We start from the raw sequence: 21,568 nt of genomic DNA, 5'->3' as shown, positions 1-21,568 counted from the left end.
CCGGGCTCAAGCCATCTGGCTTCAAGAACAACACTGGGAGAACCCTTGAGATGATCACTCGCCGTACCGCGCTGGGCCTGCTCGCCGCCAGTCCGCTTGCAGCCACCCCGCTGTCGAAGGCCCTTGCCGCCGATTATCCGGCTCGGCCCGTGAAATGGGTGGTCGGCTATCCGCCGGGCGGCGCCACCGACATCCTGGCGCGACTGATCGGCCAGCGGCTCTCGGAGAAGTTCGGCCAACAATTCGTGATCGAGAACAAGCCGGGCGCCGGCAACAACATCGGCACCGAATCGGTCGTCAACGCCGAGCCCGACGGCTACACACTGCAGCTGGTCAATCCGGCCAACTACATCAACGCCTCGCTCTACGCCAATCTGAAGTTCAACTTCGTGCGGGACATCGCGCCGGTCGCCTCGTTCCAGCGCGTGCCGAACGTGATGACCGTCAACAAGGACGTGCCGGCGAAGAACGTCGCCGAGTTCATCGAGTACGTGAAGGCCAATCCCGGCAAGGTCAACATGGCCTCGTCCGGCAACGGCACCTCGGTGCATCTGTCCGGCGAGATGTTCATGGCCATGACCGGCTGCAAGATGCAGCACGTGCCCTATCGCGGCGCGGCGCCTGCGATCACCGACATGCTCGGCGGCCAGGTGCAGGTGATCTTCGACAACATGCCCTCGATCATCCAGCACATTCGCTCCGGCTCGCTGCGCGCAATCGGCGTCACCACCGCGCAGCGCTCGCCGCAGCTGCCCGACGTGCAGGCGATCTCTGAGACCGTGAAGGACTACGAGGCCAGCGCGCTGTTCGGCATGGGCGCGCCGAAGAACACGCCAAAGGAGATCATTACCAAGCTCAACAGCGAGATCAACACGCTGATGAAGGAGCCCGACATGACCAAGCGCCTGGTCGAGCTCGGCGGCGAACCGCGGGTGCAGACCCCGGAAGCGTTCGGCGAGGAGATCAAGGCCGAGACCGAGAAGTGGAAGAAGGTCGTCGAGTTCGCCGGCCTCAAGGTCGAGTAGCGAGCTTGTGATAGCCGGGAAGGGAGCCCTGCCGCCTGGCAGGGCTTTTTTCTTGCGGGTTTCGTTCCAATTGATCTGGAATAAAACAGCGCCGCGAAACCTGATGATAGATGGCACCGTAGCTCGTGCCTGCTAGAGAGGAGTTGGATCATGCGCAAGACGCAATTGGTGCTGCTAACGCTCGGTGCGGCGATCCTGGCCGGCTTCGCCACCATCACGCCCGCAGCCGCCCGCGACTATCCCTGGTGCGCCCAGGGCGGCGAGTTTGATTATCCCGGCGAATGCGCCTACAGCAGCTATGAACAATGCCAGGCCAGCGTATCCGGCCGGCTGCTGTACTGCGATCGCAACCCGCGCTTCGCGTACGGCCAGGGGCAGCCGCAGCAACCACGGCCGCCGCGGCGCACGCGGCCCGTCGCACCGTACTGAGAGCGATTCACCGCTTCGCGTCGGCCTGTTCCGTGCCGGTACATGAGATCAGCATCGTGTAGGCGCGGGCGTTGGCGGCGATGTCGGTGGTCTTCAGCTCGCCCTTGGGCTCGGCGGTCTGGTACGGCACCACGGAATTGTCGAGAAAGTCGCGCAGCGCCCCGGTCTTGATGGCGAAATTGATGTTCTCCGGGATGTTGCCGGTTGCGACCGCGATCCGCAGATTGTCGAGCTTTCCCGTGACCACGCCGACGATCTGACCGGCGGTATCGAACAGCGGGCCTCCGCTGTTGCCTGGCTGCACAGGCGCACTGATCTGCAGGAAACGCGAATCGTTGCGCATGCCACTGAGCGAGCTCACGATACCGGTGGTCACGGTGAAGTCCGAGCTCAGTAGCCCGCGGTAGGGAAAGCCGATCGCGACGACGGAATCGCCCGAGCGGATCGAGCGGTCGCGGATCCGGGCAAACTCCTTGAACGTCGCCGTCGACGGCGCCTGCAAGAGGGCGAGATCGTTGGTTGCATCGCTCGATACGACGCGCAACGCCGTTGCGGCCTCGCCCGTGAGATTGCCCTTGAGGTCACTGCAACCGTCGATCACGTGGTGGTTCGTGACGACGTGCCCATTGGCGCTGACCACGAAGCCGGTGCCACTCTTGGACTTGGCGGACTTGCCGGCCGGCGGCGCGGCCTGCTTCTCTGCCGTGGCTGCCGGCTTGGCCGTACCCTTGGTGAAATCGCCGGCCTTGTCGAGCCCGTCGGCTTTCACCTTGCTCACGCAATTGGCCAGGGCCGCGATGACCGGCCCGGTCGATGTCAGATCGAAATTCAAAACGGCGCGGCCGGCCGTCGCCACCATAAGACTCGCCTTCTGAAACGTCCGCACGACATTGAGCGGCATGATGGCCGTGAGCATGTTGGACTGGTACGCCGTCGCGTACAGCCTGGCTTGCTCCTGCCCGTCAAAGGTGACGTCGATCGCGGCGTTCTCACCCTTGTTGAAGCGGTAGCCGGGACTTGCAAAAGCGAGCGACCAGGTGCCGGCGGCATTCTGGCTCACGACGAGGATGACGCCGTTTGCGTAAGGAGTTGTCGCCGCACAATGGGAGAAGGCGCCCGTCTGGTCATTGCTGAAGGCGCCGCCGATCCAGTTGCCGACATTGACGCTGCCGAACGGTCCCGCCGCATTCGCAACTCCCGCGACAACTACCTGCAACAAGGACGCGATGATGAATGATCTAAGCCACATACCAGCCCCCGGACGCTTTCGAGCGCATCTTATCTGGGCAGGCACGGTTTGTGCAACCGGCAGTTGTCCGCCGCGGCGCAAATCCTCTCGCGGCGATTTCGGGCTTGCGTCTACTTTGTGTCGCTATATACTTTGCGGTACAAAGTACGTGGTATTGACGATCCCGGCGGGCATGCGCGGAGCGAGGTTTTGGCGTTGCCAATGCGTGATCTCGACAAGGCACTGGCCGACATCGTGGCGATCCGCAGCCAGATCGCGGCCGGCACCGCGTTCCGCGGTTATGGCACGGCGACGATGGCCGCGACCGCCGTGGTCGCTCTGCTCACCGCGGTCCTGCAATTCTGGCTGCTCGGCGATCCCCCCGGCGAGCCGCTCGGCTTCTTCGTCGGCTGGTTCGTCGCTGCCGCGCTCTCCGTCCTGATGATCGGGATCGAGATGCGCGCGCGATCGCGCCGTCATCATTCGGGTCTGGCCGACGTCATGATCCACCAGGCGGTCGAGCAGTTCCTGCCGGCGGGCGTTGCCGGCGTGCTGCTCGCGGTGGTGATGTGGAAGTTCGCGGGCGAGGCGCTGTGGCTGCTCCCGGGCCTGTGGCAGATCCTGGTGTCGCTCGGCATCTTCGCCTCAGTCCGCTCCCTGCCGCGCACCGTCGCGCTCGCCGGCGCCTGGTATTTCGTGTCTGGCTTTGCGGTGGTGGTGCTCGCGAGCCAGACCCACACGCTTTCGCCATGGACCATGGGTCTGCCCTTCGTGATCGGGCAGTCCGTGATGGCGGGCATTCTGCATTTCGCATCCGGAGACCATGATGTCGAAGACTGACAGCGCGCCCTTCTCCTACGAAGGGCTCGACCGCGTGATCCACGAGAAGGCGAGGCTCGGGTTACTGACCTCGCTGATGGCGCATCCCAAGGGGCTGGCATTCGCCGATCTCAAGCAGCTGTGCGGCCTCACCGACGGCAATCTCAGCCGGCACCTTGCCGTGCTCCAGGAGGCCGGCCTCGTCGACGTGATCAAGGGCTATGAGGGCAACCGCCCGCACACCACCTGCCGCCTCACCAAGACCGGGCGCCGCCGTTTCCTCGATTATCTCGCCGTGCTCGAACGCCTGGTGCGCGACGCCGCCAAGGCCGCCGGGCGCGAGGCGCCGCCGCTCGGCCGCCTCGGCATCGTCTCGACCTGATCCTCCCCCCTTTTTGACCGGAGACTTTGCAATGCAAAGTGACATGTCCTGTAGCGAGAAGCTTCATGTCGGCATCATCATGGACGGCAACGGACGATGGGCGACGCGCAGCGGCCTGTCGCGCGTGCGCGGCCACGAGGCCGGTGTCGAGACGATCCGCCGCGTCGTCGAGGCCGCGCCGAAGCAGGGCATCGGTACATTGACGCTCTACGCCTTCTCCACCGACAATTGGCGCAGGCCGAAGGCGGAGGTCGCCGCACTGATGACCTTGCTGCGCTTCTATCTCGCGAGCGAGGTGCAGAGCCTGGTCAAGAACGGCGTGCGCCTCACCGTGATCGGACGTCGCGACCGCCTGCCTGAGGGTATTGCAGGCGCGATCACACGCGCCGAGGAGGCGACCGCCGACGGCGGCGCGCTGCACCTGCGCATCGCGGTGGACTATTCCGCGCGCGACGCCATCCTCAATGCCGCGGCGAAGGCAGCCGCGTTGACCAGCATCACCCGCGAAGCCTTTTCGCAGCTCGTGACCGGCGAAGCCGGCTTGCGCGACGTCGATCTCATCATCCGCACCTCGGGCGAGAAGCGGCTGTCGGACTTCCTGCTCTGGGAAGGCGCCTATGCCGAGCTGCACTTCACCGAGCGGATGTGGCCCGAGTTCGACGCGGGCGATCTCGCCGCCGCCCTGACCTCTTTCCACGGCCGCGAGCGCCGTTTCGGCGGCCTTCAGGCGATCCTGCCCGAAGAGGTGCCGTCGCTCTCGCGGGTGTGACGCGCACATGACAACGCGCGGTTCGTTTCGGCGCATGATTGGCAGCAAGCGGCAGAGCCATGATAGCGCTGCAAAAACATGGGACGACGTCATCTCCCTCGGGAGCGACGCCGCCGCTCGCTAACAGTTTCATCGCGTGTTTTGGGCGCCAATAACCTGCCGATCCACCATAGGTCCCATCCCAAAAGTTTCTTTTAGCCGAGACGCAAGCTGTCGGTGTTTTGCTTCAGTAAGCTGCGCAAACGCAGCGGCAGCGATATTGGCGACGACGATTGCGGTAAGAAGACCGCTGGTTTTTGAAAGCGGCCACCAATAAATAAGTGGCTTGATGATTGAAACGTGGATCAGGAAAAGAGAGAAAGAGTAGTTGGCCGCTACGGTGATCGGTCGCTCCAATCGTGCCAAGATATGCGTTGACTGTGTCGCGATGCAGAAACAGACGAATGCTATGGCGAATGGAAGATAGGCCGACAACCGATATTCATCGCCGTCACCATGCCTGCGAGATATCCAGTACCATAGCGCGATAATCGCAATAATGCCGGCAATGCGACAGGCGTGTCGCTCGATCTGCATCCCGTTGCAGATGAAGTAGCCGCCGAATCCGGCAAGCCACAATGCGAAAAGATTGCGATCACTCATCGCTTCTTCCCGCAAATAGGAGAGCGGCATGAAAACGAAGGCCAGCGCTACCAGGGCCGTAGCGATGCGATTTCGCCCGATGCAGAAAAAGAACGCGCCGCCGACAAAGAAGTAGATGTGAAATTCTGCAGCAAGCGAACTGAGCTGCCCCGCGGTCCCAAATGTGTAGCCAGCCCAGTCAGCAGGATAGCCCTGCAGCATCACCAGGTTTTTAAGAAAATCGATGATGTGATTCGGCTCGATCGGAGCGCCGAGGGAGAGTGACAGTGCATCAAGACCGGCGATCAAAATCAGCGCCGGAAGATAGGCGGAGTAAATCCTCGCAAAGCGTTCAATGGCATACTCGCCAAAACTATACTCTGGACGGCGCGATCTCGAGTGCAGCGTGTAGGCGATAACGAAACCGGACAGTACGAAGAACAACATCACCCCGATGTACGGGATGAAGGTAGAGCGTGCATTGGTGTGATTGCTGAAGGCGTTGCCATCGTTGAAGGTCAGATTCCATGCGTGACCGACGCACACCATCTGTGCCGCCAAGGCACGCAATAGGTCGAGTCCGATCGACGTGTCGTTCTTAGACCGCTCAAGCGTAAACATGACGGCGAGAAGCTAGCATCACAGTTCGCGCGCTATCAACCCGTACCACCACCTTTGCGACCCACTGGGCGGCGTTTTCTTTGGGAAATCAAATGTAGACCTCAACGAGCTAACCCGCGCGAGTACTGACCGCTGGCAACGCACCAAGCTGACCCATAAACCTGAATTCATCCGTCCGGCTAAGACGGCCGTCGCCAACACGGGGCTGCTATCTGGCCATCGTACGCGCGGCGGGCATGGCTGATATTGCCCGGGTCCTCATCGCGGTCAGCCATTACCGGGAGTCCTCACAGGATTTCAGCAAGAGATTGGCCCAGGGCGATCCGTGGAACCGGGTATCAACGCACGTTCCGGCTGGCCGCGGCCCATTCAACTCGTTCGAGGAGTCGCTGTTGATGCGCAAGTGAAGTGCGCGGCCAAGGCGGCTATCCGCAGTTCGGTGTCGCCGGCCTGATCTTGACCATGATGCAGATCGATCCGTCGTCAAGTTCGACGGGCAGGCGTCGCAGGTGCAACCCAAGCCTTCATCACCGCAGGCGCGATCACGCGCGCCGAGGAGGCGATCGCCGACGGCGACACGCTGCACCTGCGCATCGCGGTCGACCATTCCGCGCGCGACGCCATCCTCAATGCCGCGGCGAAGGCGGCGTTGATCAGCTCGCGGGTGTGACGCGCAGCACATGACAACGCGCGGTTCGTTTTCAGCCGCATGATTGGCAGCACTGTCCAAGCGGACGGTGCGTGGCCTCGGCTAGGTGTGCAGCTCTCAGCAACTTGCCGAAGGCGCCGCGCATGTCACAGCCGTTTCCGGGAGAGGTCGTCGCGCCGGTCGAACTGGCCGAAGCGAAGGGTATCGTCTGCATCAGGACCGCCTGCGCGTCCGACGTGGAGAACCTGTCGGTCTATTTCATCGACCTGTCCGCGACATCCCGCAACAAGCGATTCAGCGGTGCGCGCGCAGACCCCGGCGTGGTCGCCGCGGAGTGGATCGCCAGGAGCAGTCTCGACAATTTCACCTTGCTCGCCGAGCTCAGGGAGGAGGGGCGGGGCAGGATCATCGGCGAAGCGCGATACGCCTATGATGCGGCCGCGCGCCATGGCGAGTTTGCCATCTCGATCGCCGACGCCTTCCAGCGCCGGGGTCTTGGCCTCCAGATGATGACGGCGATGGAAAGGCGTGCGATCGATCTCGGCCACGAGATGATCGCCGCCGAGACGGCGCGCACGAACGTCGAGATGCGTGGCCTCGCCAAGAAGGCGGGCTTCGACGACACCGGGCTCGGAGACTGGCAGTCGGTCCACCTCGCCAAACGCCTGTCGCGCCCGCGTTGATTTGCCGCGTGGCACGGATCGTGCTCTAGTATCGGGTGGGGTATCCCCAGCGATGGGAGCTTTCGCAAGATGCGCGCAGTCCTGGATTATTGCACCGGCGGAACGGAACGGCGGGGTGCAGCCGGCACGCTGGTGGTCACAGAGGGTGGCACCAGCGGTCATCTCTATGTGCTGATGCAAGGCAAGCTCGAGGTACTCAAAGGCGAGATGGTGGTCGCCACCGTCACAGAACCCGGCGCGATTCTCGGCGAGATGTCCGTGCTGCTGGGCCTGCCGCATACGGCGACGGTGCGAGCCTGCTCCGATGCCGTCGTCTATGAGTTCGAGGACGCCGCCTCGTTCCTCAAGCAGGAGCCGGGCATCGCGTTGCTGATCGCCAAGATGCTGGCGCAGCGGCTCAACGTCGCCAACACCTATCTTGCTGATCTCAAGCGGCAATATGCCGGCCACGGCACGCATCTGGCCATGGTCGGCGAGGTGCTGCAGAGCATGATCAACCTGCCGCCGCTTGAGGTCTCGCCAGGCTCGGATCGGCAATCTGATCCAAGAATGTGAGCCAGTCGGGTGGCGCTTCAATGGGAGCTGCGGGCCGCTTCAGCGGCGCAGCAAGGTCGATCCACTGCGCTTCGCCGGCCGCCAGCCAGAACGCCCTCTCTGCATCGAGATCCAGCACGATGTAGGTCGGAGGGCGGCCCGGTTGCAGGCCGGTGTTGAAGACCCAGGTCTGTCCCAGCCGGTCGAACCATGATCCATTGGTGATGAAGGGCGATTGATGCACATGGCCCGAGATCACCATCGACGGCTGGTACTGCATGATCCACTGCACCAGCTCGACATCGCCGAAGAAGCGCTTGCCGCCCCAGCTGGTCGGTGAATCCGCCGGCGGCGCGTGATGTGCCCAGATCCAGCGCTGCGGCCGGTTGGCGGCGGCATCGCGCAACTGCTCGACGAGGCGCTGCTTGACCAGGGGCCCGTCCCACCACGGGCACACCGTGAACAGGATGTCCCCGATGGTGAGGCTGTCGCCGTCGCAGGCAATGCCAAGCTCGCGCACCTCCGAGATCCAGCGCGAAATCTTTTCGCCCTCTACATTGCGCTCGTCGAGGTCGTGATTGCCGGAGCAGAGGATCACGCGGGTCTTTGCCGCAAGCAGCGCCAGGTACTTCTTCACCACCACGATCTGCGCGCGAAAATCCCCCATCGAGCCGATGTCGAGCGCATCGCCGGCGAAGATCAAGAGGTCGAATTGCGGCGCCGCGTTGACCAGCCAGTCGAGCTGCGGCAGCGAGTAGTGCAGGTCGGCCACGACCAAGCAGCGCATGAAAAATCCGTCGCGAGAGATCAAAATGTCAGGGAATTCCAAAACGACATAAAGCAAGAAGCAGACCAGCCCGGGTGCCCTACGCGTCAATCCGGGGAACGCCAGCATGCTGCGGTGCGCTGCAGAGCGCAAGGGGGCGGGCAACGCGAGGGCTGGACCGGATCGTCGAATTCTGGTGTCGTGGCGTACCCCAACCGTCCGTGTCCGCATGCCTCCCTTCAAGACCATTCGTGCCCGCGCCGAGAAGCGCAAGGGCGGGCCCAAGGCCCTGGAAATGCTGATGCCGGCAAAGCCCGACCTGAAGCGTCTGGCCAAGCTCGGCGACGATCGCATCCTTGCCGAGATGACGAAGCGTGTGTTTTGCGCCGGCTTTGCCTGGAGCGTGATCGATTCGAAATGGGACGGTTTCGAAGCGGCCTTTCTGCATTTCCAGCCGGCCAAGCTCAGCTTCCAGCCGGAAGATTATTGGGAAGGCCTGCTGCGCGACGCGCGCATTGTGCGCAACGGCGCCAAGATCATGTCGGTGCGCGACAACGCAGCTTTCGTGCAGGAGATCGCGAAGGAGCATGGCAGTTTCGGCAAGTTTCTGGCGAAATGGCCCTCATCCGACGAGATCGGACTGCTCGATCTCCTCAACAAGCGCGGCAGCCGGCTCGGCGGCAATACCGGGCAGATGCTGCTGCGGTTCGTGGGCTGGGACGGCTTCGTCACGTCCAAGGACGTCGTGGTTTGCCTGCGTGATGCTGGTCTCGATATTGCCGAAGAGGTGAAGTCGAAGGGCGATCTCGCCAAGGTACAGGCGCAGTTCAATGCCTGGGCCGAGGAGACTGGCCTGTCCTACACCTATCTGTCACGAATCTGCGCGCTGTCGGTGGGTGAGAACCGCAGCGAGTAGCGGGTCGATAGAGCGCCATCGGCTGCTGGATCGTGGACATCGTGTGGCGATCTCATGCCGCGAGCGCGGCAGACGGAACGCACGATCACGAAATACATTTCACAGGAACATTTGTGCACAGCACCTGTTCGGACTGGAGCCAGGCGGACAAGGGTGCAGGGAACGCGCGCTCCCGCCCGGGCCAATGAAACCGGACACAGAAACGGAGCAGTTCATGAAGCTCACATCCGAACAGGTGAAGCAGACCGTCAACCAACTCGGCGCTCAGGTGCTGCCCGACGAGCATCCGGCCATGCCGCAGCTCAACAGCATGTTCGGCGATCACACCTTTTTCGTCGATGAGATGGGCCTCAAAGTGCTCGAGCCCACACCATCGCTCGGCGCCGATCGCCAGAGCGGTGAAGTCGTCAGCCTCGCCGATTGGGGCGATTCCGACCTGACCCGCCTGATGGCGCACGAGCCCGAGCCGACCGGCGTGATCGTGGTGTTCGAGCACATGAAGCATTGAGCGGATCGGCTTTTCATGGGTGGCGGGTGTGAAACCCGTCACCGTCAGCCGCATGCGCTCAGTTTCGTTCAAATGCCCAGGGTCAGCTGCGACTCCGCATCGTCGCCGGCCTGGAGCGCGGACAGCGACACACCCAGCAGCCTGGCGCGCTTGGCCAGCGGCATCTCGGCCTCGAGCAGGCCGCAGGCCAGCCGTGCCAGATCGTCACGGTTGGCGACTACCGCAGCGACGGATTTGCTGCGCGTGATGATCTCGAAATCGGCAAACTTGATCTTCAGCGTGATGGTGCGGCCGCGATTTCCGGTGGTCTCGCAATGGCGCCAGACCTTGTCGACGAGAGGTCTGAGCTCAGCGGCCAGTGCGCCATATTCGTCGAGGTCGGCCTGGAACGTGGTCTCCGCGCCGATCGACTTGCGGATCCGGTTGGCCCGCACCGGCCGCTCGTCGACGCCGCGCGAGATCCAGTAGTAATAGGCGCCCGACTTGCCGAAATGCGCGTTCATGAACTCCAGCGTCTGATTGCGAATGTCGAGTCCGGTGAACAGGCCGAGCGCGTTCATCTTCGCAGCCGTCGCCGGCCCGATGCCGTGAAACTTCGCGACCGGCAGCGTCTCGACGAAGGCCGGTCCCATCTCCGGCGCGATCACGAACTGACCATTGGGCTTGCGATGATCGGAGGCGAGCTTGGCCAGAAACTTGTTGTAGGAGATGCCCGCCGACGCGTTGAGGCCGGTCTCGGCCTTGATCTTCTGGCGAATGCGCAGGGCGATGTCCCGCGCCAGCGGGATGCCTTGCAGGTTTTCCGTCACGTCGAGATAGGCCTCGTCGAGGGACAACGGTTCGATGACCGGCGTGTGCTCGGCAAAGATGTCGCGGATCTGCCTGGAGATCGCCTTGTAGACCTCGAAGCGCGGCTTGACGAAGATCAGCTCGGGGCATTGCCGCTTCGCCGTCACCGAGGGCATGGCGGAGCGAACGCCGAACTTGCGGGCCTCATAGCTGGCGGCCGCGACCACGCCGCGCTCGGCCGAGCCTCCGACCGCGACCGGCCTTCCGCGCAGCTCCGGATTGTCGCGCTGCTCGACCGAGGCATAGAAGGCATCCATGTCGATATGGATGATCTTGCGGACAGGCGAGGGCTCGCCGGTCGTCGGGTCGGATTCGCTCATGCAAGCATGATACAATTGCGTGGTGAGATGCGCGAGGTAGGGATGCTTCAGTTGCTGGTCTTCGTGGTGGGCGTGGTCGGCATCGGCTGGCTGATCGGCGCGACCAATCTCCCGGGAGAATGGTATGCGAGCCTCGCCAAGCCGGCTTTCGTGCCGCCGAACTGGGCGTTTCCGGTGGCCTGGACCATCCTCTACGTCATGATCGCAATTGCGGGCTGGCGGACCTATCGGCATGGACCCCGAAGCAGCGCGATGCTGGTCTGGGCGGCGCAACTGGCCCTGAACTTCGCCTGGTCGCCGGTCATGTTCACGCTGCATCAGATCGGCGCCGCGCTCGTCATCCTGATCGGCCTGTTCGTTGCGATCGTGACCTACATCAGCCTCGAGATGTCCCGAGACAGACCGGCCGCCGCCTTGTTCGTGCCCTACGCAGCCTGGGTCGCGTTTGCCGGCGCGCTCAATGCGGCGATCTGGCGGTTGAATTGAGGTGTTCACCTGAGAGTTCTTCAAAGAAGAATCCCAGGCTTGTGAGTGGCAAGCATGGCCGCGCGATCTAATATGAGGTCGCGGAGGACAAAGCCAATGCAATACAGCTCCGAGCTCATTCACACGATGCGGCAAGCGCTGGAGACCGTGATGGCGAGCGTGCCGGCCCATCAATCGGTGTTCGGCCTGAAGGCGGCCGTCGCCGAATGCATCCTGAACGCCGCCGCACACGGCCAGACGTCATATGACGGGTTGGTGACGGTCGCGTCCGATCAGATTCAGACGATGATCTCGATGCTGACGTGAGCGGCGGCGCGAAGCCCGCGGCGAGACTGGCGCACCCGACACGATTCGAACGTGTGACCTTTGCCTTCGGAGGGCAACGCTCTATCCAGCTGAGCTACGGGTGCTAGTCGAGGTTCATTTAGCCGATTGGCGAGGGGCGGGCAACCGCTTCTCGCCGGATCGGCCCTAAAGCATGATCCGGAAAAGTGCGAAGCGGCTTTCCGGAAAGATCATGCGCAAGCAATAACCTAAAGCGCGGTGACGATTTATTTGAATCTCATCCCACTTTAGGCCGATTTGCGCCGGAAAGGGCCCGGAACCGCTGCGGCCCGCCGGCCGAGGCTGGCGAACTCGGCCAGCACCCGCTCGGCGCAGATGACGCGGTTGCGGCCGAGCCGTTTGGCGACATAGAGCGCCTCGTCGGCCGCACCCAGCAGACGGTCGGGGCCGCCGTCGACCGCGCCTGGAATGCGGCTGGCGACGCCGACGCTGAGGGTGACGTGGTCGCCCGCGCCCGCGGCGCCGTGGGTAATCGCTAAGGCCATGACGGCGCCGCGGATTTCCTCGGCGATGACGCAGGCGCTGTCGCAATCCATGTCCGGCAGGATCAGCGCGAACTCCTCGCCGCCATAGCGGCTGGCGAGATCGAGCGGACGCACGGCGTGCCGGCTGACGACGGCAGCGACGGCGCGCAGGCATTCGTCGCCGGTCTGGTGGCCATGGTGGTCGTTGAACAGTTTGAAATGGTCGACGTCGGCGAACAGCAGCGCCAGCGGTTTTTGCGTGCGCTGGCCGCGCGCCCATTCGCTCATCAGCATCTGGTCGAACGAGCGGCGGTTCGACAGGCCGGTCAGCCCGTCCTTGGTGGCGAGCTCCTTCAGCGCCATCTCGGCGCGCTTCTGGGCGGTGAGGTCGCGCAGCGTCTCCACCACGGCGATCAGATGGCCGGCCTCGTCGTGGATGGGACCGGCATCGATGGCGAGATAGAGCTGGCTGCCGAGCTTCGGCATCGTGCACCAGTTCTCCGCGGAAAAGCCGAGCCCGTTATGGCCGCGCGCGGCATATTCGGAATAGAACTCCGGAAGCCGTTCGGGCTGGTCGAGTGCGACGAGGTCGGCAAGGCAGGGGCGCCTGGTCTCGTAGAAGGCCTGCCAGTGCTTCGAGGTGCCGATCACCTCCGAGGCGGCAAGGCCGGTCAACCGCTCGCAGGCCCGGTTCCAGATCACGACGCGGCGCTCCGGATCGATCACGAAGGTCGGCACCACCAGGTGCTGCATCAGGCGCACGGCGTAGGAATCAGCGACGTCGACGGTCTTCGCCGCCGCTTTGCCTGGAGCCTTGCCTGAACCCCTGGCTGAGGCCTTTCCCGACGGCTTCACTGGTTTCGCCATCAGGCCCCCGCCGCCACTGGCAAGGTCCCGGGCAAGCCGTCGCCCGGACCGAACAGCTTCCGCACTTCGCTGGCCGGCTTCGGCGCGCTGAACAGATAGCCCTGCATCTGCGTGCAGCCGAGCGCGCGCAGCATCTCGCGCTGCGCCTCGGTCTCGACCCCTTCGGCGACCGTGGTCATGTTGCTGGCGGCGGCGATGTTCACCACCGCCTGCACGATCACGGGTGCGCCACTGGTCTCCGCGATGTCGGCGACGAAGCAGCGGTCGATCTTGATCTTGTCGAACGGGAAGCGCTTGAGATAGCTGAGCGAGGAATAGCCGGTGCCGAAATCGTCCAGCGCGATGCGCACGCCGATCGAACGGAGCTGGTGCAGGATCGAGAGCGCAGCCTCGTCGTCGCGGATCAGCACGGCCTCGGTGATCTCGAGCTCGAGCCGGCGCGGGTCGAGGCCAGAGGCGGCGAGAGCGCCCGCGATCCGCAGCGCCAGCGTGTCGCATTTGAGCTGCACCGGCGACACGTTGACCGCGACGCGGACATGCGTCGGCCAGGTCGCGGCCTCGTTGCAGGCTGTGCGCAGCACCCAGTCGCCGAGCTCGGTGATCAGGCCGGTGTCCTCGGCGACCGGAATGAATTCCGCCGGCGACACCATGCCGCGCTCGGGGTGACGCCAGCGCAGCAGCGCCTCGCAGCCCGAGACTTCGCCCGAGCGCAGGTCGACCAGCGGCTGATAGTGGATCTCGAAGCCGCCGTTCACCAGCGCCTGCCGCAAATCCTGCTCCATGCTCAGGCGCGCCCTGGCGCTCGCGTCCATCGCCGGCTCGAAGAAGCGATGGGTGCGGCGGCCCTCGGCCTTGGCGCCGTACATCGCGAGATCGGCGTTCTTGATGAGCTGATCGAGGTCGGTGCCGTCCTGCGGCGCCAGCGCGATCCCGATGCTCGCGTCGGTGGCGAGCTGATGGCCGAGACAATGATAGGGCTGCCGGATTACCTGGTAGATCCGGGTGACGAAGGACAGCACCTCGGCAGAGGATTGGATTCCGGTCTGGATCACGGCGAACTCGTCACCGCCCAGCCGCGCGATGAGATCGCCTTCCTTGAGGCAGCTGCGGAGACGGCCTGCGATCGCCTTCAACAGCTCGTCGCCGACGTGGTGCCCGAGCGAATCGTTGATCCCCTTGAACTCGTCGACGTCGATATAGAGCAGGGCGAACTGATCCCCGCCGGCGACCTTGGTCAGCTCGTGCTCGATCTGCTCGCGGAACAGCGTGCGGTTCGGCAGGTCGGTCAGCGCATCGTAATGCGCCATGTGTGCGATCTTTTCGTCGGCCCGGCGCCGCTCGGTGACGTCGTCGATGACGTGGATGAGATAGCGCGGCTCGCCGGCGTCGTCGCGGATGCCGATCCGGGTCGAGGTAATGTAGCGCAGCCCTGTGCCGGGCATCTGCCAGGCGTGTTCGTCCTTGAACAAGCCTTTGGTCGATTTCAGGGCGTTGCTGTCGTCTTCGGTGATGCGCCCGGCGGGCCCCTTCGGGAAGATGTCGAAAGCGGTCTTGCCCACGACGTCCTGACGGGACTGGCCGAACAGCTGCTCGGCGACACCGTTCAGCAGCAGGTATTGCCGCGTGCGGGCGTCCTTCACCGTGATCTGCGACGGGATGTGGTCGATGATCTCGCGCAGGAACGTGTAGTTGCGGTCGCGCTCCTGTTCCAGGTTGCGGCGCTCGGTGATGTCCTCGATCGTGGCGACCCAGCCGCCCTGTGCCAGCGGGGTATTTATCACCTGGAAGGCACGGCCGTTAGCGAGCTGATGTATACGCGTGGAGACCGTTCCTTCCGCAACCACCCTCATGACATCGGCGCAAAAGGCTTCGACATCGCCGTCGAATGCGCCGCGTTCCTTACGATGATACATCGCCTCGCGGATGTGGCAGCCGGGCTTGATGACGTCGTGGGAGAGGCCGAACATCTCGGCGTAACGGCGGTTACAGGTGACGATGTATCCCGCGGCGTCGTACAGGATCAGCCCTTGGGTCATGTTGTTGAGGGCGGTGTGGAGCCGCAGCCGCTCCGCTTCCAGCCGCTCCTGCGCCTCGCGGTTCTGGCGGTTGATCAGGCGAATGATCAGATAGAGCATCAATGCGATGACCGTTGCCGAAACCGCGGCGGCCGTGACCATGAAGCCGGTCTGCTGCCGCCAGTCCGCCAGGGCCGCGGCCGTCGTGTTGGTGGCGAGGATGACCAGCGGGAAGTGCGTCAGCGACGCGGCCGAGCCGAGCCGCTCCTCGCCGTCGACGGGGCTCTTGCCGCGGAGCGTCTGCTGGCCGCCTTGGGCCAGCACCTTCTGCATTAACGGCGCGTCCTTGAAGTTCCGTCCGATCAGCTCCTCGCGATGCGGATAGCGCGCCAGCAACTTGCCTTCGCGATCGAACAGCGAGATGGCCGTGCCCTCGGCAAGTGCGACGGAGGCGAAATAATGCTGGTAGCTGTCCGGATCGATCCGGCGGACCATCGCGCCGAGGAAGGTGCCGTCCGCGCCGTTCAAGCGGCGCGCGACGATCGTCGTCCATTTGTTGAGGATGAAGCTGCGGACGGATTCCAGCAGCACCGGTTCGGACTGCGGATTGGTCTTGAATGTCTGGAAGTAGGTCCGCGAGGACACGTTGATCTTGGGCAGCGGCTGGGCGCGCGACCAGTTGATCAGCTCGCCGTCGGCATCGTAGATCGCGATATCGCCGAGATAGGACACGGAGCTGATCTTGCCGCGCAGCATCTGGTGTGCCGCAGGTCCGGACATGCGTTCGCGGAACATCGCCGGCGAGGTGATCTCCATCAGGTTCATCTGGCCGATCAGATCGGCGGCGACGACGTCGGAATCCTCGAATTGCTGATCGAAGTGCCGCGCGATCAGCTGCACCGTGTTTTCCAGCTCGCGTTCGCGATTGGCCAGGGTGCGCTCGCGAAACTCGCCGACGGCCATGGCAGTCACGGCGAAGATGCCGGCGACCAGCAACACGCCGCACAGCGTCAGCCACAGCACAGGACCACGCCGCGCCAAGCCCTCCCAGCCGCTCCTTGCGGCTAGAGACATTCCGGCTGCCACCGTGGAAAAGACCTGGCGCATTCCCCCCTCCCTGGAGGAACACGAATACACCGCACAAATGGCCTAAACCTTAGGAAAGCCAGTTACCTAAGCCTTAATCCAGTTGCGCAATGGCGCCCGCATGCAGCGGAGCGGGTATCGCGCCGCGGTTGTGCGGCGCGTGCGGCAATCGCTGCGCTGCATCGTTAACTGAGGCTTAATGCGGACTGCCGGCGCTCTTGCCGGCGGGATTGCGCAGCCGTCCGACCACGCCGGTCGGGAAGAAGTAGACGCTGGCGATGAACAGCAGCCCGAGCCACAGCAGCCAGCGGTCGGGGTGCAGCAGTCCCGGCAGCAGCGGCAGGCCGGCTTCCGACGCCGCCTTGGAGGCGACGCCCATCAGCGACTGCAGATAGTTCTGCGCGAGGATGAAGATGGTGGCGCCGATGATCGCGCCGTAGATCGTGCCCATGCCGCCGATCACGACCATCAGCAGGATGTCGAGCATGATCGAGAAGCTGAGCGAGGTGTCGGGACCGGCATAGCGCAGCCACAGCGCGTTCAGGATGCCCGCGCTGGCGGCGACAAGGGCGGCGAGGCAGTTGGCATAGGTCAGGTGGAATACGGTGCGGAAGCCGAGCGCCTCGGCGCGAAAGCGGTTCTCGCGGATCGCCTGCAGCACGCGGCCGAACGGCGAGTTCACCACGCGCAACAGAGCGAGGATCATCAGGGCAGAGATGGAGAACACCAGGTAGAAGGTCAGGATGCGGCCGTTGATCTCGAAGCCGAACAGGTTCTTCGAGATCAGCACGGTGCCGGGACGCAGCAGCTCCGGCAGCTGGAAGCTGCGCCCGTCCTCGCCGCCGGTCAGCCAGGACAGCTGCGAGGCCAGCACCTGGAAAGCGGAGGCGACCGCGAGCGTGATCATGGCGAAGAAGATCGCCGCGACGCGCAGCGAGAACAGGCCGATCGCGAGCGCGAGCAGGGCTGCCAGCGGCAGGCCGACGACGATGCCGGTTGCGACCGCGGCCCAATTCGGGCCCATCCCGTACAGCGCGATGGCGATGGCGTAACTCCCGATGCCGTAGAACATGGTGTGGGCGAACGACACCGAGCCGGTATAGCCGAGCAGGAGGTCGTAGGAGGCGACCAGCGCGGCGAAGACACAGATCTTGGCCGCGACGTTCAGCGCCTTGGCGCCAGGGAACAGGAATGGCGTCGCCGCCAGCGCCAGGATGATGACGACGAGAACGAGCGTGAGGATGCGGCTACGCGGCGGATCGCCTGAGAGGATCATCATCGGCTGGTCACCGCATAGAGGCCGCGCGGCCGCCACATCAGAATGGCGACCATCAGCAGGATGTTGGAGACGAGGGCGAGTTTCGGCACCAGGAAGCCGCCGTAATTGGCAATCATGGCGACGAGAATCGCACCGATGAAGCAGCCGCCGATCGATCCCAGCCCGCCGATGATGACGACGATGAAGATCAGCACGGTAAGGTCGTCGCTCATGGAGGCGTGGACCTGCTCGCGATAGAGCGCCCACATCACGCCGCCGAGGCCGGCCAGCGCAGATCCCGTCATGAACACGCCGAGGAACAGGCGGCGGATGCGATAGCCGAGCGCCTCGACCATCTCGCGGTTCTCGACGCCGGCGCGAATCAAGAGGCCGAGCTTGGTGCGGTTGAGCACGAGCTGGATCGCGATGAAGACGGCAAGCCCGATCAACATCGCCAGCACGCGGTACTTGGCGATTGCGACGTCGCCGAGGATGAAGGAGCCGCGCAGCGAGGCCGGCAGCGGCATTGGGATGATCTGCGGCCCCCACAGCGCATAGAGCGTCTGCTCGGCGACGATCAGGCCGCCGGTTGTCATCAGGATCTGCTTCAGATGCTGGCCATAGACCGGCAGGATCAGCACCCGCTCGACGACGAGGCCGAGCGCGCCCGACACCGCCATCGAGAGCAGCGCGGCCGGCGCCAGCACCGCGAGGTTCATCCAGAGCGAATCGGCCTGAATGGAGGCCGCGAACGGCGCCAGCACCAGGGTCGCGACATAGGCGCCGACGGCGATGAAGGCGCCATGGCCGAAATTGAGCACGTCCATCAGGCCGAACACCAGCGTGAGGCCCGAAGCCATGATGAAGATCATCATGCCCATGGCAAGACTGGCGGCGGTCAAGGTCAGCCAGGAGGAGGTCGAACCGATCAGCGGGATCATGACAAGCGCGAGCGCCACCGGCAGCAGGATCGGCGCGAGGTCGCGCTTCGGCTTCGGCAGAGGATCGGTTGCGGCAAGGTCAGTCACTGATGCGCCTCCAGGCTCAGGCCAAGCAGCCGCTCCTGCAGCGGCACGTCGGCGGCGAGCGCCGCCATCTCGCCGCGATGGACGATGGTGCCGTTGTCCATCACCAGCACGTTGTCGCCGAGCTCGCGGGCGGCGAAGAAATTCTGCTCGACCAGGAGGATGGTCGCGCCCTTGCGCTTGATCTCCTTCAGGCACTCGATCAGTGCCATCACGATGGCCGGCGCCAGACCTTTGGTCGGCTCGTCGATCAGGAGCAGCTTGCGCGGCTCGATGATGGCGCGCGCGATCGACAGCATCTGCTTTTGCCCGCCGGAGAGGCTTCCCGCGCGCGACAGCCAGAACCGGCGCAGCGCCGGGAAGAAGCCGAAGATCCATTCCAGCTGCTTGTCGTCCATCGCAGCGTCTCGCGCCGCCAGCACGAGATTCTCCTTCACGGTGAGATCGGAGAACACGGCCATGCTCTCCGGAACATAGCCGACGCCGAGCCTTGCAATATCGGGCGTGGCGCGGCTCTCGATGCGCATCCCGGCGAGGCTGATCTCGCCGCTGGAAGCCTGCCACAGCCCCATGATGGTGCGCAGCGTCGTGGTCTTGCCGGCGCCGTTGCGGCCGAGCAGCATCGTGGTCTGCCCTTGCGGGACGGCGAGATCGATGCCCTGGAGGATGTGGTAGCGCCCGATATGGGTGTGGACGCCGGAGAGCCTGAGCAGGTCGGTCATGAGGCACTCCCTGCAGCGTTGCCTGCAGTGTTCTTGGGCGCGACGCCGAGATAGGCTTCCTGCACGATCGGCGAGGCGATCACCTCGGCAGGAGCGCCGTCGGCGACGAGCTGGCCGTTGTGCAGGACGATGATGCGGTCAGCGAGCGAGCGCACCACGTCCATCTTGTGCTCGACCAGCAGGATGATCTTGCTCTTGTCCTGCTTGAGCTGCGCGATCAGGTTGAGGACAACAGGCACCTCGTCGATGCTCATGCCCGCGGTCGGCTCATCGAACATGAAGACATCAGGTTCGAGCGCGATCATCAGGGCGACCTCGAGCTTGCGCTGGTCGCCATGCGACAGCGCGGTAGCAGTGACGCCGCGACGATTGCCGAGCGCGACCTGGTCGAGGATGGCATCGGCGCGCGCGATCAGGTCGCGCCGCATCGTCCAGGGCCGCAGCATGTCGTAATGGGTGCCGTTCGCCGCCTGCACCGCGAGGCGGACGTTCTCTTCCACGGTGAGGTTCGGAAACAGGTTGGTCAGCTGAAACGCGCGCCCGAGTCCTGCACGGGTCCGCATCGGCGCGGAATGCTGTGTGATGTCAGTGCCGTCGAACAGGATGCTGCCGCTGGAAGCGCGCAACTGGCCCGAGATCAGGTTGAAATAAGTGGTCTTGCCGGCGCCGTTCGGCCCGACGATGGCGGTGAGCTCGCCGGGGCGAAAGCTGCACGTTACGCTGTTGACCGCGACATGACCGCCGAAGCGGATGGTGAGGTCGCGGGTTTCGAGGGAAAGCGTCATGTTTCGTAAGGTGTCTCGGCCCGGTGATACACCTCTCCCCGGAGGGGAGAGGTCGATTTGTCCCTGGCGATGCGAAGTATCGTCCAGTGCTATCGGGTGAGGGGGCTCAGGTCTCACGAGAGAGCAGAACCCCTCACCCGCGCCTTCGGCGCGACCTCTCCCTATGGGAGAGGTGAAACCATCACCGCTTGTTGCGGACGGGAACGTCCATGTCCTCGATCTTCAGCTCGCGCACCGGCTCGAGCACGGCCCAGGCGACGTTCGGATCGACCTTGACCTTGAAGTGATACATGCTCTGCAGCGCCTGATGGTCCTCCTTGCGGAACACCATCTTGCCCTTCGGCGTGTCGAACTCGAGACCCTCCATCGCCGTGATCAGCTTCTCGGTGTCGGTCGACTTCGCCTTGGTGACGGCGGCGACGACGGACATCGCAGCGGCAAAGCCGCCCGCGGTGAAGAAGTCCGGCGGCGCGTTGAAGCGCTTCTGGTGCTCGGCGACCAGCCAGTCGTTCACCGGGTTCTTCGGGATCTCGTAGAAATAGTAGGTCGCGCCTTCCATGCCGGGCAGGCCCTTATAGGCGGCGAGCGCGGGCAAAATGTTGCCGCCGGTGGAGAGCTCGATGCCGTAGCGCTTCGGGTCCATGTCTTGGAGCTTGGCCAGCGGATTGCCGGCGCCGGCCCAGATCACCCAGATCACCTTGCGGCCGGGCTTGTCCTTCAGTGCGTCGAACAGGCGCTGGCCGACCGCGGTGAAGTCGGTGGTCGAGGTCGGAGCATATTCTTCCGCGGCGAGCGTCGCGCCGGTCTTGGCGAGCGCCTCCTTGAAGGCGGCGACGCCATCGCGGCCGAACGCATAGTCCTGTGCCAGGGTTGCGACGGTGACGCCCTGCTTGCCGATCGCGACCGCATTCGAGATCGCGTCCTGTGAGGAATTGCGCGCGGTGCGGAAGATGTAGCGATTCCACTTCTCGCCGGTAATCTGGTCCGCGACGGCGGGCTCGACGATCAGGATCTTCTTATTCTCCTCGGCGACGGGGAGAATCGCGAGTGCCGCGGCCGACGAGGTCGTGCCGATGGCGATGTCGGCCTTGTCGTCCTGATAGGCTTCCGCGAGCGCAGCCTTCGCAAGGTCCGGCTTGCCCTGGTCGTCCTTGGTGATGATGACGATCTTGCGCCCGTCGAGCGTCATCGTGCCCTTGGTGGCGTATTCAAAGCCCATTTTCAGACCGGTCTCGGTCTGCTTGGCGTAGGCCTCGAGCGGGCCGGTCTTGCCGTAGATCAGCGCGACCTTGAGATCGTCGGCGCGTGCGGAGGTGCCCGCGGCGAGCGCGAGAAGGGTTGTTGTTATGATGAGTGATCGACGCACGATGGTCCCTCCTGATTGAATGCCTTTCGG

At 64.0% G+C, this 21,568-nt stretch carries 23 protein-coding genes, 1 tRNA gene and 1 pseudogene; 13 read left to right on the top strand and 12 right to left on the bottom strand.

Annotation, left to right across the window (positions count from 1 at the left end; translation table 11 throughout):
* The first annotated feature begins 50 nt into the window (after nt 1-50).
* Both X268_RS31600 and X268_RS31595 read left to right on the top strand, forming a co-directional pair.
* The gene (locus tag X268_RS31600; RefSeq protein WP_128928570.1) at nt 51-1,025 is read left to right on the top strand and encodes a Bug family tripartite tricarboxylate transporter substrate binding protein; all 975 of its coding nucleotides are present in this window, start codon (nt 51-53) and stop codon (nt 1,023-1,025) included.
* Nucleotides 1,026-1,175: 150 nt separating this feature from the next.
* Complete coding sequence (locus tag X268_RS31595; protein ID WP_128928569.1) at nt 1,176-1,454, top strand: DUF3551 domain-containing protein; 279 nt, start codon at nt 1,176-1,178, stop codon at nt 1,452-1,454.
* A 7-nt stretch (nt 1,455-1,461) separates the two neighbouring features.
* Here X268_RS31595 and X268_RS31590 read toward each other — a convergent pair whose 3' ends face one another.
* Nucleotides 1,462-2,703, bottom strand: coding sequence for a S1C family serine protease (locus X268_RS31590; protein ID WP_128928568.1), 1,242 nt, complete (start codon nt 2,701-2,703; stop codon nt 1,462-1,464).
* A 201-nt stretch (nt 2,704-2,904) separates the two neighbouring features.
* On the opposite strand from X268_RS31590, the gene X268_RS31585 reads away from it, so the two are divergent.
* The 3 genes from X268_RS31585 to X268_RS31575 are packed head-to-tail and all read left to right on the top strand — an operon-like array spanning nt 2,905 to nt 4,652.
* A complete protein-coding gene (locus tag X268_RS31585; RefSeq protein ID WP_128928567.1) occupies nt 2,905-3,522 on the top strand; it encodes a hypothetical protein in 618 nt (205 codons plus the stop codon).
* Nucleotides 3,509-3,883 (top strand): transcriptional regulator, encoded by a 375-nt coding sequence (locus X268_RS31580; protein ID WP_164938039.1) that lies wholly within the window; start codon nt 3,509-3,511, stop codon nt 3,881-3,883. Before X268_RS31585 ends, X268_RS31580 begins: the two co-directional genes overlap by 14 nt.
* Nucleotides 3,884-3,914: 31 nt before the next feature.
* Entirely contained in the window at nt 3,915-4,652 is a 738-nt protein-coding gene (locus X268_RS31575) for a di-trans,poly-cis-decaprenylcistransferase (protein ID WP_128928565.1), read from the top strand.
* Nucleotides 4,653-4,781: 129 nt separating this feature from the next.
* On the opposite strand, the gene X268_RS31570 is transcribed toward X268_RS31575, so the two are convergent.
* On the bottom strand, nt 4,782-5,894 hold the full coding sequence (locus X268_RS31570; protein ID WP_128928564.1) for an acyltransferase family protein: 1,113 nt from the start codon (nt 5,892-5,894) through the stop codon (nt 4,782-4,784).
* A gap of 236 nt (nt 5,895-6,130) precedes the next feature.
* On the opposite strand from X268_RS31570, the gene X268_RS39700 reads away from it, so the two are divergent.
* The 4 genes and pseudogenes from X268_RS39700 to X268_RS31555 all read left to right on the top strand — a co-directional run bounded on the left by X268_RS39700 (nt 6,131) and on the right by X268_RS31555 (nt 7,781).
* Nucleotides 6,131-6,301, top strand: coding sequence for a hypothetical protein (locus tag X268_RS39700; RefSeq protein ID WP_164937438.1), 171 nt, complete (start codon nt 6,131-6,133; stop codon nt 6,299-6,301).
* A gap of 125 nt (nt 6,302-6,426) precedes the next feature.
* Nucleotides 6,427-6,555: pseudogene (locus X268_RS40125) on the top strand (isoprenyl transferase); the annotation flags it as partial.
* A gap of 131 nt (nt 6,556-6,686) precedes the next feature.
* Nucleotides 6,687-7,226, top strand: a complete 540-nt coding sequence (locus X268_RS31560; protein ID WP_128928563.1) for a GNAT family N-acetyltransferase — start codon at nt 6,687-6,689, stop codon at nt 7,224-7,226.
* 69 nt (nt 7,227-7,295) lie between these two features.
* Nucleotides 7,296-7,781 (top strand): Crp/Fnr family transcriptional regulator, encoded by a 486-nt coding sequence (locus X268_RS31555; protein WP_128928562.1) that lies wholly within the window; start codon nt 7,296-7,298, stop codon nt 7,779-7,781.
* Here the strand turns inward: X268_RS31555 and X268_RS31550 are convergent.
* Nucleotides 7,720-8,547 carry a metallophosphoesterase family protein gene (locus X268_RS31550; RefSeq protein WP_128928561.1) on the bottom strand — a complete coding sequence of 276 codons (828 nt, stop codon included), beginning with the start codon at nt 8,545-8,547 and terminating at the stop codon, nt 7,720-7,722. The genes X268_RS31555 and X268_RS31550 overlap by 62 nt on opposite strands.
* Nucleotides 8,548-8,755: 208 nt before the next feature.
* Here X268_RS31550 and X268_RS31545 point away from each other — a divergent pair, with 208 nt between their 5' ends.
* Together X268_RS31545 and X268_RS31540 are read left to right on the top strand one after the other, a co-directional pair.
* Nucleotides 8,756-9,442: a DNA-3-methyladenine glycosylase I gene (locus X268_RS31545; RefSeq protein ID WP_128928560.1), complete on the top strand. Its 687-nt coding sequence runs from the start codon at nt 8,756-8,758 to the stop codon at nt 9,440-9,442.
* A 214-nt stretch (nt 9,443-9,656) separates the two neighbouring features.
* Nucleotides 9,657-9,950 (top strand): hypothetical protein, encoded by a 294-nt coding sequence (locus tag X268_RS31540; protein WP_128928559.1) that lies wholly within the window; start codon nt 9,657-9,659, stop codon nt 9,948-9,950.
* Between the two features lie 68 nt (nt 9,951-10,018).
* On the opposite strand, the gene dinB is transcribed toward X268_RS31540, so the two are convergent.
* Nucleotides 10,019-11,119 carry a DNA polymerase IV gene (gene dinB / locus X268_RS31535; RefSeq protein ID WP_128928558.1) on the bottom strand — a complete coding sequence of 367 codons (1,101 nt, stop codon included), beginning with the start codon at nt 11,117-11,119 and terminating at the stop codon, nt 10,019-10,021.
* A 42-nt stretch (nt 11,120-11,161) separates the two neighbouring features.
* On the opposite strand from dinB, the gene X268_RS31530 reads away from it, so the two are divergent.
* Nucleotides 11,162-11,605 (top strand): TspO/MBR family protein, encoded by a 444-nt coding sequence (locus X268_RS31530; protein ID WP_128928557.1) that lies wholly within the window; start codon nt 11,162-11,164, stop codon nt 11,603-11,605.
* A 96-nt stretch (nt 11,606-11,701) separates the two neighbouring features.
* Complete coding sequence (locus X268_RS31525) at nt 11,702-11,911, top strand: hypothetical protein (protein ID WP_128928556.1); 210 nt, start codon at nt 11,702-11,704, stop codon at nt 11,909-11,911.
* 27 nt (nt 11,912-11,938) lie between these two features.
* Here X268_RS31525 and X268_RS31520 read toward each other — a convergent pair.
* The 8 genes from X268_RS31520 to X268_RS31485 form a co-directional block, all read right to left on the bottom strand.
* Nucleotides 11,939-12,015 (bottom strand) — tRNA-Arg (locus X268_RS31520).
* Nucleotides 12,016-12,177: 162 nt separating this feature from the next.
* Entirely contained in the window at nt 12,178-13,281 is a 1,104-nt protein-coding gene (locus X268_RS31515) for a sensor domain-containing diguanylate cyclase (protein ID WP_128928555.1), read from the bottom strand.
* Nucleotides 13,281-16,403: a bifunctional diguanylate cyclase/phosphodiesterase gene (locus X268_RS31510; RefSeq protein WP_128928554.1), complete on the bottom strand. Its 3,123-nt coding sequence runs from the start codon at nt 16,401-16,403 to the stop codon at nt 13,281-13,283. The genes X268_RS31515 and X268_RS31510 overlap by 1 nt, the downstream gene beginning before the upstream one ends.
* A 175-nt stretch (nt 16,404-16,578) precedes the next feature.
* Nucleotides 16,579-17,661, bottom strand: coding sequence for a branched-chain amino acid ABC transporter permease (locus tag X268_RS31505; protein ID WP_208764402.1), 1,083 nt, complete (start codon nt 17,659-17,661; stop codon nt 16,579-16,581).
* On the bottom strand, nt 17,658-18,668 hold the full coding sequence (locus X268_RS31500; RefSeq protein ID WP_128928552.1) for a branched-chain amino acid ABC transporter permease: 1,011 nt from the start codon (nt 18,666-18,668) through the stop codon (nt 17,658-17,660). The genes X268_RS31505 and X268_RS31500 overlap by 4 nt, the downstream gene beginning before the upstream one ends.
* Nucleotides 18,665-19,387 (bottom strand): ABC transporter ATP-binding protein, encoded by a 723-nt coding sequence (locus X268_RS31495; protein ID WP_128928551.1) that lies wholly within the window; start codon nt 19,385-19,387, stop codon nt 18,665-18,667. The genes X268_RS31500 and X268_RS31495 overlap by 4 nt, the downstream gene beginning before the upstream one ends.
* Nucleotides 19,384-20,172 (bottom strand): ABC transporter ATP-binding protein, encoded by a 789-nt coding sequence (locus X268_RS31490; RefSeq protein ID WP_128928550.1) that lies wholly within the window; start codon nt 20,170-20,172, stop codon nt 19,384-19,386. Before X268_RS31490 ends, X268_RS31495 begins: the two co-directional genes overlap by 4 nt.
* A gap of 181 nt (nt 20,173-20,353) precedes the next feature.
* Entirely contained in the window at nt 20,354-21,538 is a 1,185-nt protein-coding gene (locus tag X268_RS31485; protein ID WP_164938038.1) for a substrate-binding domain-containing protein, read from the bottom strand.
* Between the last annotated feature and the right edge of the window lie 30 nt (nt 21,539-21,568).

Origin of the sequence: Bradyrhizobium guangxiense (genome assembly GCF_004114915.1) — a bacterium.
GTDB lineage: Bacteria > Pseudomonadota > Alphaproteobacteria > Rhizobiales > Xanthobacteraceae > Bradyrhizobium > Bradyrhizobium guangxiense.
The sequence above is the reverse complement of the archived record's forward strand: the minus strand, read 5'-3'. Positions and strand labels throughout refer to the sequence as shown.